Below are 12,880 nucleotides of genomic sequence, written 5' to 3' on the forward strand. Positions count from 1 at the left end.
AAAATCGAATTATAAACTTTGATTATCAGGATGAAAATTACCCTGCTTTTACCCAAATTCTGTTCTCTGGTCCTTTTCGGTAAATGCACTAAATCTGCTTAGGGGCAAAGTAAAATTTCATATGTTATAAGATATTATTGAAGAGTATGTACTAGTAAAAAAGAGGTGTTCCAAGATGAACACCTCTTTCTTAGAAAAATTACTTCTTATCTGCCCACTTTAATTCAAGGTATCCTACTGGATGGCGGACAACATCAGTTACAGCTTCATTTTGAAGATAAACTTGGTTGTAGAAGTGAACAGTGAAGAATGGTGCTTCTTCAAACAAAATCTTCTCAGCTTCATACATCAAGTCAAAGCGTTTTGCTTCGTCAGATTCACTTTTTGCTTGTTGAATCAGTTCATCATACTTCGGATTGCCCCAGCCAGTACGGTTCATGGAGTGCCCAGTCTGGAAGTTTTCCAGGAAGTTGATTGGATCAGCATAGTCTGCAAGGAATGAGCTGCGGGAAAGCTGGTGCTTGAGTGCTTTCTGTTCTTCCGCGAATACGTTCCATTCCATGTTCGCAAGCTTGACTTCAACACCTAAGTTTTCTTTGAACATTTGCTGTAAAGCTTCTGCGATCTTTTTGTGTACATCGCTTGTGCTGTATGTCAGAGTCACTTCAGGAAGTTCAGTATACCCTTCTTCTTCCATTCCCTTTTCTAACAATGCTTTTGCTTCTTCTACATCAGTTTTATTGAAATCTCCATTCACTTCACGGAAATCCTTGCCTGATGGATCCTGGAATCCAGGAGAAACAAAGCCGTAAGCAGCTTCTTCTTTGTTCTTCGTGACAAAGTCAACGATCTTCTGCTGGTCAACAGCTAGAGCGAAGGCTTTTCGGATATTAACGTTCTGGAATGGTTCTTTCGTTACGTTGAAGCGGTAGAAGTAATCTCCTGCCTGGTCATCAACCTTTACCTTGCCTTCTTTGAACAGCTTATCACTTAATTCAGCAGGTACATCGGAAACATCCAGATCCCCAGCCTGATACATTTGGTATTCAGTATTTGTGTCATCTACGATCGCCCATTCAACGCGATCAAGTTTTACATTTTTAGCATCCCAGTACTGGTCATTCTTTTTCATGACGAATTTCGTGTCATGCTCCCAGCTGGCAAGGTTAAATGGTCCATTGCCTACGAATGAGTCAGCTTCAGAAAACCATTCTGGGTTTTCCTTCGCAACCTTTTCATTGATTGGGAAGAATGCCGGATTGGCAATGACACTTAAGAAATATGCCTGTGGGCTAGTTAAAGTAACTTCAAACGTCTTGTCGTCAACTGCTTTTACTTTTACATTGTCAGCAGATCCTTTTCCGCTGTTGAATTCCTCTCCGCCTTCAATGAAATAGCCAAGGAATGCCGCAGCAGAACCTGTTGCTGGATCCAATAGACGTTTCCAGGCGAATTCAAAATCATTAGCTGTTACAGCGTCACCATTGGACCATTTTGCATCTTCACGAATGTGGAATGTGTATGTCTTTCCATCTTCTGATACATCCCATTTTTCTGCAGTAGCCGCTTCTGGCTGATGGTCTTTACCTAGTCGTGTAAGACCTTCCATCAGATTGTTCAAAGCGTTCCAGGATGCAGAGTCAAAGCCGATTGGCGGGTCAAAGGATGTTGGTTCCTGTCCGTTGTTCAAGTAAAGGACTTTTTCCTCTCCTGCTTCCCCATTGCCTTTACCTTCTGTTTCTTTACCTGCATTATCGTTCGCGGTACATGCAGCCATCGTGAACACAAGCAGTGCTGCCATAAGCATGGTTAAAAACTTCTTCACTCTGTTTCCCCCTTATGTTGGTCTAAAATTTATATCAAAAAGGCAAAAGCCTGATTGAACCCTATCTGTTTGCGACTAATTTCTTCGCCCGTTCATCCTGAAGCCAGCAGTCTACCCCGTGGCTGGTGGATAGCTTGGTTTCTGCAGGATAGACTTTGTCACATACCTGCATTGCAAATGGACAGCGGGCAGTGAACGGACAGCCGACTGGCGGGGAGAATAAATCAGGCGGTGTACCACCAATCGGGATCAACTCCGCCCCGTCTACATCAAGACGCGGTACAGAGTTCAATAACCCCTTCGTATATGGATGCTGAGGATTATAAAAAATCTCTCTCCTTGTTCCTGTTTCAACAATTTTTCCAGCATACATGACCGCAATTCGATCTGCGACTTGTGCCACAACACCTAAGTCATGGGTGATCAGGATTATTGAGACACCTGTTTTTTTCTGAATATCACGGAACAACTCTAAAATCTGAGCCTGAATTGTCACATCCAGTGCTGTTGTTGGCTCATCTGCAATCAGCACCTCCGGCTGGCAGACAAGCGCCATGGCGATGACGATTCTTTGTCTCATCCCGCCGCTGAATTGATGAGGGTATTGTTTCAGTCGAGCCTGGGGGCTAGGAATCCCAACCAAATCGAGCATCTGTACCGCTACCTTCTTTGCCTGTTCCTTAGATAGCTTCATGTGCTGAAGGATTCCTTCTGTCAGCTGATCACCGATTGTCAAAGTAGGATTCAATGCAGTCATTGGATCCTGAAAGATCATTGAAATATCTGATCCGCGAATTTTACGCATTTCTGGATCTTTTAGTTTCGTCAAATCCTTTCCTTTGAAAAGGATGGATCCGCCGTCAAACTTGCCGGGCGGTTCCGGAATCAATCTCATGATACTTTGGGAAGTTACGCTTTTCCCGCACCCAGACTCACCGACTATCGCTAAAGTTTCTCCTTTATGTAGATCAAAAGTGACTCCGCGGACAGCTTTTACCTCTCCTCCGTATGTCTTGAATGAAACATGAAGGTCTTTTACTTCCAGTACTTTTTCCATGTTGCTTACCTCCTTAGCTTCGGGTCAAGTGCGTCCTGAAGCCCATCACCTAAAACGTTAAACGAGAACATCGTCAATGAAATGAAGAATGCCGGAAAAAACAGCCTCCACCAGTCACCGGAAAGGATAACCGGCAAAGCATCACTAGCCATCGATCCCCAGCTCGCAAGCGGTGCCTGGATGCCCAAACCCAGGAAGCTAAGGAATGCTTCTGCAAAAATGGCCGACGGAACGGATAGGGTGATCTGGACAATGATTGGTCCCATCGTATTTGGAAGCAGATTTTTACGGATAATCCGTGCCGTTTTCGTTCCAAAAGTCTTCGATGCTAAAACGTATTCGTAGTTTTTGATCTGGAGGACCTGGCCGCGCACAATCCGCGCCATCCCAATCCATCCAGTAATGGTCAATGCGAATATGATCGTTGCAAGGCTAGGCCCCATCACTACACTGATTAAAATTACAACAAGCAAGTAAGGAAGTCCGTAAAGAACTTCGATGATTCTCATCATGAAATGATCTGTTCTTCCGCCTTTATAGCCGGCTATCCCGCCATAGATGACCCCGATAAGAAAGTCGATCAATGCTGCCGCAATACCGACGAATAATGAGATACGTGCACCATACCATGTACGGGTGAATACATCGCGACCGAGTTCATCCGTACCAAACCAATGTTCACTGGATGGCGGCAGATTCTGGTTGACCAAATCCTGATGGTCCACTGTGTGAGGCGAGATGATCGGCCCGAAAATCGCCATGAAGGTCAAAACAGATAAGAAAAACAATCCGAGCATTGCCAGCTTATTCTTAAGGAGGCGTCTCCAGGCATCCTGCCAGTACGATAGACTTGGCCTGACAACAGCTTCTGCTTCTGAGTCATTTTTTTCGATTGGAACAAACCAGTCGTCTGGAACGGACGAGGCTGCTGGTGGTTCCTGATGTTTGCGCAGAGCCATCATTTCCCCTCCTTTTTATGAAGTTTGATCCTAGGGTCGAGTATTCCGTAGGCGAGGTCTACAAGGAAGAGCATGACGATCAATACTGTACTGTAAAAAATCGTTGTTCCCATTATGACTGGATAATCACGTTGGTTAATGCTCTCGACAAAGTACTTGCCCATGCCCGGAATCGCAAAAATCTTTTCGATGACAAAAGTCCCTGTAAGTATACTGGCTGCCAATGAGCCAAGAATAGTGACAACCGGCAGTAATGCATTCTTCAATGCATGTTTGAAGACAATTTTAACTGGTGACAGCCCTTTTGCTTTTGCTGTCCGTATGTAGTCTTGCGTCAAGACCTCAAGCATGCTTGATCTCGTCAAGCGGGCGATGATGGCCATAGGTCCCGTAGCGAGTGCCAGGGTCGGCAGGATCATATGTTTCGGACTTGTCCACGTGGCAACCGGAAGGATCTCCCATGTTACAGCCAGCTGCTGGATCAATAATGTCGCCATTACAAAGTTTGGCACCGAAATGCCGACTACCGCTAACGTCATCGCAAGATAGTCGATCAAACCATTATGGCGGAGTGCCGCAATGATTCCCAGGAGAATGCCTGAAAATATAGCCACAATCAGAGTGATCATCCCCAGTTCGAATGAGACAGGGAACCCTCTTCCAAGCATTTCATTTACTGTCTGTGAGGACTTTTTGATAGAAGGTCCGAAATCGAATGTCGCGACCGACTTTAAGTATATAAAATATTGGACGAATAAAGGCTCATCCAAATGATAGAAACTTTCAAGGTTCTTTTGGACCGCTTCGCTTGTTGCCCGCTCCTCATTAAAAGGAGAACCAGGTATGGAATGCATCAAGAAGAAGGTCAGGGTGATGATGACCAGCAGCGTGATCGCCATCGAACCGAGTCGTTTGAGTAAATATTGGAGCATTGACTCACATCCTTATCATGTCTTTATGTCAGTTCTTGAGGTGTGTAGTGCCTTCTATGAAAATGTCGTCCTCATTGCGAGTTCTGTCATTACAAGCATAGCTTGATAGGCTTCAAGAATGTCCTTAGCCTGGTACCGTACGATTGTGGTTCCTTCTTCTATTTCCGTGCCCGGCATCAAGTTCGCCCACTCTGCTTGCCCATAGTTCGCAAATTCGATTCTTAACACAGGGTTCTCGGGAGGAGTAAGCGGTTTCACTTTTTCGAGACTTTTGATAGCCTCCTCTGTCTTTTCAGCCAGAAGTTCACCAGCTTTCACAGGAGTCATAGATTTTGCGGCAGATCTCGAAATGGACTGTTTGACTACGGCTGTTGTGATGTTAGGGATCAATTCCTCAGCTTCACGGGCAGCACCATCATCCCCTGCAACCATGATGACAGGTACACCATAATGACCCGCTACATAAGCGTTGAATCCAAGCTCTCCTATTTGAACATCATTGATCCACATATGGCGGACACCGAAGATCATCGAATGCGACATTACGCCCTTCATCGATGCTCTTGCATGATAGCCGACAAAAACCGCTCCGCTAAAGCTATCATCCAATCCCTGGACCATTGAATATGGCTTAACATCCCCAGTTATCAATTGTGTTTCTGGATGAAGATCTTCTATTAAAAGATTATTCATCTTGGAGTGGCTGTCATTGACGATGACTTCCCGGCAGCCAGTTTCAAATGCTTTTGCAATTACATGGTTTGCTTCCTGTGTCATGATTTTTCTTCCACGTTCGTAATTGTGCTTTGAAGAATCAACATGGGTATGGTCGACCAGACCAGTGATTCCTTCCATGTCCACAGATATGTATAGTTTCATTGTTTGCCCAACTTTCTATGAATAATTATCTTAAAATTATAAATAATAAATCTACCAATCGCAACCTTTTTTCCTATAAAATTCTGTTATTACAAGGAAATAGGAGATTTGTCACTTTTTTGAATGCGTCAAAAAAGTTATTACTTGAATAATATTTTTAATCTATCGATTGGAACAGGGTGAAGGAAATGAATTTCCAAATCCCTCTTTAAATACCTCCTGGAGTGTTCGAAACAGTTTTATCAAGATAATGGTTTTCACACAAAAAAAGAGCGCAGCACACGCTCCTACTCTTTAGAACTCTGGTTCTCCATCAGTTCAATAAAATGGGTCAACACTTTGGCTGTAAGACCCCATATCACCTTGCCATTAGCCCGATAGAAATATTCATCCATTTTCCTTGTTTGCCAATTGTAATTCTCGCCGCCGATGATCAAATCAAAAGGAAAGCCATCTTCTGGCTCTACCTGGAAATTGATTTTATAACTGTCAGGCTGGTTCTTTTTAAAAAATGACAAAGGTACTGTGAATACCTCACCCACTTCTGCTTCATTCGGAATGATTTTACTTCGATCACTGATTCTCCCGGCAAAAGGATAAATGATCGTACCAAATGCCGATACCATGTAATCAAGAGGAAACACATCGATAATTTCACTTTCCTGGATCCCAAGCTCCTCAGAGGTTTCCCTGACTGCTGCTTTTTGAGGATCTTCTCCCTTTTCTATCCTGCCGCCTGGAAAGCATACCTCTCCAGGCTGCCTTCTCATTGTTAGAGATCGCACCTCAAATAAAATATGGACTTCGTTATTGACTTCCACTAATGGGAGCAATACTGCGAACTTGATGAATTGTTCATGGCCCATAATTGAAGGTGTACGCCCCAATAAAGTTCTTGTGATCTGATTTATATTCATTATTGGACATCCACTCTCCCTGTTCTAGTTTATGTATTATATTCTATTATGAAGATCACCAGAAAATAAAGAAAATGGCTTTTTCATAATTAATCGTGATAAAAAACTGGATGCCGGAGTTTCACAAAGCCTTGAATTGGCACTCATCAAAGTTTTAATTTGTGTAAATTTAAATGACAGGGCGTCAATACAACCGGTTGGTTACCTAAAGTCCCTAAGTTTTCTAAGACAGGATACAAATACGCCACATTGGTGACCTAATATCCCACATTTCTCTAAAACAGGGAACCAAAGACCTCGCTGTTGTTCTTCTGGCATTAGTAGCCTTAGCTAAACAGGGCATTAACTAAGCCGATGCAAATAAAATAGACCGCTTGGCCTTATGCCTCCAAAAGTAAAAGGACAGCGACGAAATGTCGCTGTCCTTAAATCTCGGATCAACCAGAAGCGCGTCCTTTGATCGCCTTATATGCAATCAAAATAATTCCGATGACCAGGAGGATATGAATGATTCCGCCGGCGATTTCGAAAATCATCCCTAGAAGCCAGAGTACCAGCAATATTCCTGCTATAGTCCATAACATTAGCCTCATCTCCTTTCCTTATTGTTGTCTTGGTTAAAGTTTACCCTTTTGTAAATTCTATTAAACAAGATGCGCCATACCTCAAATATTTGATAACTTCAGGGCCATTGTGTAACACTTAAACTATCCTTTTAAGTCAGGAGTAATTGCCATGGGACACTATAAGATATTATTTTTGGATATAGACGGAACGATTTTAAAGCCTGATGATACGATTGAAGACTCTACGAAGACAGCTATCAATAAAATAAAGAGGCAAAATATTGAGGTCGTTTTGGCTACAGGACGTCCGCTCCATGAGATATCGGAGCTTGCAGAGGAACTTCAAATCACTTCATTTATCGGATATAACGGCGCACTGGGGATTTATGAAGGCGAAACGATTTTTGCACAACCAATGCACCCTGATGATGTAAAATACATTTTGGATATTGCAGCCGCAAATGACCATGAAGTTGTTTGTTATACACATGAAAAAAATTACTTGACCAATCTGGAATCCGAATCGGTACTGGCCTTTCTCAAACAATTTCATTTACGCCAGAACGCAGTTTTTACTGAGAATGTGATCGGAAAAATTCTTGGCATGACAATCATCACTACTGGAAAAAATGGTGAGTCGCTATACAGATTCAAGAATGGTATCCATTTGTCTCAGGTGAACGTCGGGGGTATGCAGCATTGCTTCGATGTTATTCGTGACCAAGTAAATAAAGGGATTGGCGTAGAATTTCTTCTAAAGAAGCTGGGGATTAGACGCGAAGAGTCGATTGCCTTTGGTGACGGAATGAATGACCGGGAAATGCTTGTAAGTGCAGGTGAAGGATTCGCGATGGGCAATGCGCATCCTGACCTGTTCCAATATGCAAAACATAAGACAACTGCTGTTACAGATTCGGGGATTTACAATGGTTTAAAATCTCTTGGATTATTATGAAATAAAACTGTGACATTAAAATGGAACCTCTGCCCGAGAGGTTCCATTTTTCATTTGCTTGCTGCCCGTTTTTTTGCACTTGCCTTTGAAAATTGATCCTCAGGCTGTGCAACAGACTTTTTAATGCTGTCTTTATAGCTCATCCAATATATCAAAGCTACGAAGACTCCACCGCCAACTGCATTGCCTAAGTAAACGGGGACAAAATTAGTGAAGTACTCCCCCCAGCTATAATGGCCAGCAAAAATTGCTGCGGGGATGACGAACATGTTTGCGACCACGTGCTGGAATCCAATTGCCACAAAACCCATGATCGGGAACCAGATAGCCAAAACCTTCCCCGTCATGTCGGATGCCCCATATGAGAGCCACACCGCTAAACCAACAAGCCAGTTACAACCTATCCCTGAGAAAAAAGCAGCCCAGAAACCAGCATCCAGCTTTGCGCCTGCAACTGCAACTGTTTTTTCGAGATAAGGACCCGTTTCAGTCAAGCCGACAATATGGCCAAAAAAATAGGCTACAAAAAGAGCTCCTATAAAATTGCTTATCGTGATCCAGAACCAGTTTTTCAACAGCATCTTTACTGTCACTTTTTTAGCAAGGCTGGCCATCGAAATGGCAGTCATATTCCCTGTCAACAGTTCTCCTCCGGCAAGAAGGATCAAAATTAAGCCAAGCGGAAATACCGATGCACCAAGGAATGTTCCAAAAGTTCCCCACTCGTGTGGCAGGTTCGCGATTACCCTGATGTCCAAAAGATACCCTATAGCAATAAATGCTCCGCCCAGGAAACCCAGTGCCAGCATGTTCTTTACGGGCATAGCAGCCTTGTATGTGCCAGAATCAATTGTCACTTGAGCAATTTCCTGGGGTTTACGAAATGCCAATTCAAATTCCTCCCGTTCTTTAGATGCATTATTTCATTTGCTTGTTGAACATTCTTTAAATGCTTAATTCCCCTTTGTCCAACAAAAAAACAGTGTTTTAATTTTTTTGACATTTTTTTATTAATAACATATCATATTGATATATCAAACCGATATATATACCAAAAGGAGAAATGAACATGTCAATTGAACATTCAATCCTAGCAGTTATTAGTTTCCGCCCAAGCACTGGCTATGACATTAAAGCTGAATTCGAGCATAAAGCAGCAGGCCTATTTTGGGGTATGAGTTACGGCAGTCTCTATCCAAAACTTAAGAAGCTTGAAGAACAAGGATATATCATCACCATTGAATCAGAAGCAGAAGGCCGAAAGAAAAAACTTTATGAGCTGACCGGCAAAGGCTGGACAGAATTGGAAAGCTGGCTTGCCAGAAAACCTGAATCTCCTAACATTAAGGATGAGTTATTCATCAAAATGGCTGCCTGGCATAATGAGATGGATTTAAGGCTTCTTGCGGGCCATTTAAAGACTAGAGCTCTGGAGTCAGAGGAAATATTAAGCTTCATCAAGGAATGGAAGCAGAATAATACATCTTATATTAACGGTGTAGGAATGCTGGCAATGAGATATGCGGAATTAAAACTCGAAGCTGAGCTTCAATGGATAAAAGAATCGCTTGACTCCCTGGAGAATGATGGACTTCCTGAGGGTCAGGATCCGAAGAAACTTGGAGAGAAACAAATGGAACGAAGAAAGGCAGCACTTAAAGCAGACCAATAGGAGGGGCACTGTATGAATAATGGAATCTTTAAACCTTTGAAAAACAAAGCTTATCGTTCTCTTTTTGGCGCACAGGTATTTTCCGATCTGGGAAACTGGCTTGACTTTATTGCCATACAGGTCATAGTTGCCTATCATTGGGGCCTTGGCGAAGGGGCGATTGCTTCTGTCATAATCGTCATGGGAATACCCTGGGTGATCATAGGTCCGCTTGCCAGTGTGTATGTTGACAGACTTCCGCAAAAGATGTTGATGATATCATGCCTTTGGTTAAGAATCCTGTTTGTTGCTGGTTTGTTTTTCGCGCCAAACCTTTATGTTATGCTGCTTTTTGTTTTCCTTAAGGCGACAGTAGCCGCATTGTATGACCCCGCAAGACAGAGCGCGATCAGGCATACAGTTGCCGATGAAGAACTTCCTGAGGCTGTAACTTTGAGTCAATTATCAGTCAATACGATGAAAATCATAGGTCCCGCCTTAGGTGGAGGCATCATCGCCCTTTACGGTGTAAAGAGCCCATTTATTTTTGAGGCAGCAGGTTTTTTGATCGCGATTGCGATATTGTTCACGCTGCCAAAAATAGAAACAGAAGCACCTATGCAGATGGACAATAAAAACTCTTATATTGAGGATCTTAAAGAAGGAATCCGGCATATTTTCTCTGCCAGGATTCTTAAAGCTGCAATCATCCTCTCCTCCATTGCCTTTTTCATCATCTTTTTATATGACGGTTTATTTATCTTTGTTGCGCAGAATCTGGGATTTAGCGGCGAAGAATTCGGCTTGCTTGTCAGTTCTGTTGGATTTGGCAGCGTCATTGGCGCGCTTTTTCTCGGCCGATTTACTGCCTGGAAGGATAAGCCGATCCAGCTGATGGCTTCAGCTTCTGTAATGAGTGGTACCATGATTCTTATTATTGGAATCGGCGTGCTGGGGATATTCGAACTCCCGAAGATATTGTGGATGGCTGGCGCTTTCCTTCTTGGACTACTAGCTTCTGCAGAAGGTGTTCCATACGGTTATGTCCTGCAATCCGAAACTCCCAAGAACATAATGGGCAGAGTATCGTCAGCAGCTGCCTCCTTGCAGACATTGTCCATGCTGGTCGCCCCCGCAGCGGGTGCACTCCTGGCAAAATCAATCGGTGTTTCAGGCGTGCTGATAGGTGCAGGCATTGCCACCTTTTTTCTCGGGACAATTGCTTTAGCCTTCCATTCAAGAAAAAGAGAAAAAGTAAAGAGCCTTGAAGCATAGAAGGACAGTTTATTACTCATTAGAGAGATCTACGGCAAATTCTAACGGCAGTTCTAAAAATCAAAAAAGGGTGCCCAAACTTTTATCATTTGGGCTGCCCTTCTCACAATCAGTCTTTATTCAGCAATTCTTCCCCAGCTATTCCTGGGTTTGTCATTTCGTATGGATTCAGGATCAAGTCGAGCTCTTCTTCTGTCAGGACATCATACGCGAGACATAATTCCCTTACTGACTTTCCTGTCAGAATCGCTTCTCTCGCAATTCTTGACACTGCTTCATACCCTAAGTGCGGATTGACAGCCGTAATGATGCCTACGCTCCGCTCGACATCCTTTTCGGTCTTTTCTTTATTTGCTTCAATTCCGACTAGACAATGATCTGTGAAGACCTTAAAACCATTGTTCATGATGCTGATCGATTGGATTAGGTTGAAAATAAGCACTGGTTCCATAACATTCAGCTCCAGCTGACCTGCTTCGGAAGCAAGGCAAATCGTATGATCGTTTCCAATTACTTGGAAAGCGACCTGGTTAATGACTTCAGGCATGACCGGATTCACCTTGCCCGGCATTATGGAAGAACCCGGTTGTCTTGATGGCAGAAAAATCTCGTTAAAGCCTACCCGAGGCCCGGAAGCCATCAAGCGTAAATCATTAGCTATTTTTGACATATTCATCATACAAACCTTCAAAGCAGCTGAAACTGTCGTATATGCATCTGTATTTTGAGTTGCATCAACTAAATGTTCGGCATTCTTTAATGGATAACCACTGATTTCAGAAAGGTGCCGGACTACATTTTTGATGTATTTTGGATTGGCATTTAGCCCGGTCCCAACGGCAGTGGCCCCCATATTCACTTCAAATAGGTGGCCGCGAGTATGCTTGATCCTTTCAATATCCCTTTCGATCACCCGAGTATATGCTTCGAATTCCTGGCCAAGACGGATTGGAACAGCGTCCTGCAAGTGGGTCCTGCCCATTTTGATGACAGCATCGAATTCCCTTGCCTTCTGGGAAAAGACATCGCGCATGATTTCCATGGTATCCAGGAGCTTGTCTAGAAGCGCTAGAACGGATAGATGCATCGCTGTTGGAAATGCATCATTTGTAGATTGCGCCATGTTCACATGGGAATTCGGGCTTAATGTGAAATAATCCCCTTTTTTCTCACCTAGCAATTCGAGCGCACGGTTAGCAATAACTTCATTTGTATTCATATTGATGGATGTCCCTGCTCCACCCTGGATAGGATCCACGATGAATTGATCATGCCATTGTCCCTGGATAATCTCATCTGCTGCTTTTACGATTACCTCCCCCAGGCCTCCGAATAGCCTCCCTGTTTCCATATTGGCAAGTGCTGCCGCTTTTTTTACCATGGCCATTGCCTTGATAAGCTCGCTATGGATTCTATATCCAGTAATTGGGAAGTTTTCAACCGCCCTTAAGGTTTGAATTCCATAATAAGCATCTGCTAATACTTCTTTCGTTCCCAGAAAATCCTTTTCAATCCGGACTTTTACCTCTGACATTTCTCTACCCCTCCAGAAAGCATAAAATATTCGCTGTTATTTTAGATTATGTATTAAGGGCATTCATTTTCCGACAAACTTTTTGTGACTCTTAAAATCCCCCTTGGCCGTGACATCGGCCTACATGACTATTGTAAATCAAAATGGAAAAATCATCACGACAAATGATAATTTTCGGCACGAATGTTTGCGAACACTGTATGATTTCAGGTTGTTATGATGAAACAACACTACTTTTAAGAGGTTTTGTCACCATGCAGGAAAACAGGAATGTTCTTGCTGAATTGTAATAGGACATCGAAATTTCATAAACCAAAACAGAAAGGAATG

The 12,880-nt window shown here is 43.1% G+C and carries 12 protein-coding genes; 3 read left to right on the plus strand and 9 right to left on the minus strand.

Annotation, left to right across the window (positions count from 1 at the left end; all coding sequences use genetic code 11):
* Positions 1-199: 199 nt before the first annotated feature.
* From RH061_RS12360 to RH061_RS12390, 7 genes are all read right to left on the minus strand, one after another.
* The gene (locus RH061_RS12360) at positions 200-1,825 is read right to left on the minus strand and encodes a peptide ABC transporter substrate-binding protein (protein ID WP_311070538.1); all 1,626 of its coding nucleotides are present in this window, start codon (positions 1,823-1,825) and stop codon (positions 200-202) included.
* A gap of 61 nt (positions 1,826-1,886) precedes the next feature.
* Entirely contained in the window at positions 1,887-2,882 is a 996-nt protein-coding gene (locus RH061_RS12365; RefSeq protein ID WP_311070539.1) for an ABC transporter ATP-binding protein, read from the minus strand.
* A 5-nt stretch (positions 2,883-2,887) separates the two neighbouring features.
* Positions 2,888-3,841 carry an ABC transporter permease gene (locus RH061_RS12370; protein WP_311076389.1) on the minus strand — a complete coding sequence of 318 codons (954 nt, stop codon included), beginning with the start codon at positions 3,839-3,841 and terminating at the stop codon, positions 2,888-2,890.
* Complete coding sequence (locus tag RH061_RS12375; protein ID WP_311070541.1) at positions 3,841-4,773, minus strand: ABC transporter permease; 933 nt, start codon at positions 4,771-4,773, stop codon at positions 3,841-3,843. The genes RH061_RS12370 and RH061_RS12375 overlap by 1 nt, the downstream gene beginning before the upstream one ends.
* Positions 4,774-4,827: 54 nt before the next feature.
* Entirely contained in the window at positions 4,828-5,652 is an 825-nt protein-coding gene (locus tag RH061_RS12380; protein WP_311070544.1) for a M55 family metallopeptidase, read from the minus strand.
* Between the two features lie 287 nt (positions 5,653-5,939).
* The gene (locus RH061_RS12385) at positions 5,940-6,569 is read right to left on the minus strand and encodes an NUDIX hydrolase (protein WP_311070545.1); all 630 of its coding nucleotides are present in this window, start codon (positions 6,567-6,569) and stop codon (positions 5,940-5,942) included.
* A 437-nt stretch (positions 6,570-7,006) separates the two neighbouring features.
* Positions 7,007-7,153, minus strand: a complete 147-nt coding sequence (locus tag RH061_RS12390; protein ID WP_311070548.1) for a lmo0937 family membrane protein — start codon at positions 7,151-7,153, stop codon at positions 7,007-7,009.
* A gap of 151 nt (positions 7,154-7,304) precedes the next feature.
* On the opposite strand from RH061_RS12390, the gene RH061_RS12395 reads away from it, so the two are divergent.
* Positions 7,305-8,090, plus strand: a complete 786-nt coding sequence (locus tag RH061_RS12395) for an HAD family hydrolase (RefSeq protein ID WP_311070549.1) — start codon at positions 7,305-7,307, stop codon at positions 8,088-8,090.
* 50 nt (positions 8,091-8,140) lie between these two features.
* On the opposite strand, the gene RH061_RS12400 is transcribed toward RH061_RS12395, so the two are convergent.
* Positions 8,141-8,980 carry a formate/nitrite transporter family protein gene (locus RH061_RS12400; protein ID WP_311070551.1) on the minus strand — a complete coding sequence of 280 codons (840 nt, stop codon included), beginning with the start codon at positions 8,978-8,980 and terminating at the stop codon, positions 8,141-8,143.
* A 179-nt stretch (positions 8,981-9,159) separates the two neighbouring features.
* Here RH061_RS12400 and RH061_RS12405 point away from each other — a divergent pair, with 179 nt between their 5' ends.
* Together RH061_RS12405 and RH061_RS12410 are read left to right on the plus strand one after the other, a co-directional pair.
* A complete protein-coding gene (locus tag RH061_RS12405; protein ID WP_311070553.1) occupies positions 9,160-9,762 on the plus strand; it encodes a PadR family transcriptional regulator in 603 nt (200 codons plus the stop codon).
* A 12-nt stretch (positions 9,763-9,774) separates the two neighbouring features.
* Positions 9,775-11,016, plus strand: a complete 1,242-nt coding sequence (locus tag RH061_RS12410; RefSeq protein WP_311070554.1) for an MFS transporter — start codon at positions 9,775-9,777, stop codon at positions 11,014-11,016.
* A gap of 109 nt (positions 11,017-11,125) precedes the next feature.
* On the opposite strand, the gene aspA is transcribed toward RH061_RS12410, so the two are convergent.
* A complete protein-coding gene (gene aspA, locus RH061_RS12415; protein WP_311070555.1) occupies positions 11,126-12,550 on the minus strand; it encodes an aspartate ammonia-lyase in 1,425 nt (474 codons plus the stop codon).
* Positions 12,551-12,880: the final 330 nt, after the last annotated feature.

Origin of the sequence: Mesobacillus jeotgali, from assembly GCF_031759225.1 — a bacterium.
GTDB lineage: Bacteria > Bacillota > Bacilli > Bacillales > Cytobacillaceae > Mesobacillus > Mesobacillus jeotgali_B.

Excerpts from the sequence above, each read along its gene's own strand:
- RH061_RS12365 (WP_311070539.1), bottom strand. The coding sequence starts at position 2,882 with ATGGAAAAAGTACTGGAAGTAAAAGACCTTCATGTTTCATTCAAGACA.
- RH061_RS12370 (WP_311076389.1), bottom strand. The coding sequence starts at position 3,841 with ATGGCTCTGCGCAAACATCAGGAACCACCAGCAGCCTCGTCCGTTCCA.
- RH061_RS12375 (WP_311070541.1), bottom strand. The coding sequence starts at position 4,773 with ATGCTCCAATATTTACTCAAACGACTCGGTTCGATGGCGATCACGCTG.
- RH061_RS12380 (WP_311070544.1), bottom strand. The coding sequence starts at position 5,652 with ATGAAACTATACATATCTGTGGACATGGAAGGAATCACTGGTCTGGTC.
- RH061_RS12385 (WP_311070545.1), bottom strand. The coding sequence starts at position 6,569 with ATGAATATAAATCAGATCACAAGAACTTTATTGGGGCGTACACCTTCA.
- RH061_RS12390 (WP_311070548.1), bottom strand. The coding sequence starts at position 7,153 with ATGTTATGGACTATAGCAGGAATATTGCTGGTACTCTGGCTTCTAGGG.
- RH061_RS12395 (WP_311070549.1), top strand. The coding sequence starts at position 7,305 with ATGGGACACTATAAGATATTATTTTTGGATATAGACGGAACGATTTTA.
- RH061_RS12405 (WP_311070553.1), top strand. The coding sequence starts at position 9,160 with ATGTCAATTGAACATTCAATCCTAGCAGTTATTAGTTTCCGCCCAAGC.
- RH061_RS12410 (WP_311070554.1), top strand. The coding sequence starts at position 9,775 with ATGAATAATGGAATCTTTAAACCTTTGAAAAACAAAGCTTATCGTTCT.
- aspA (WP_311070555.1), bottom strand. The coding sequence starts at position 12,550 with ATGTCAGAGGTAAAAGTCCGGATTGAAAAGGATTTTCTGGGAACGAAA.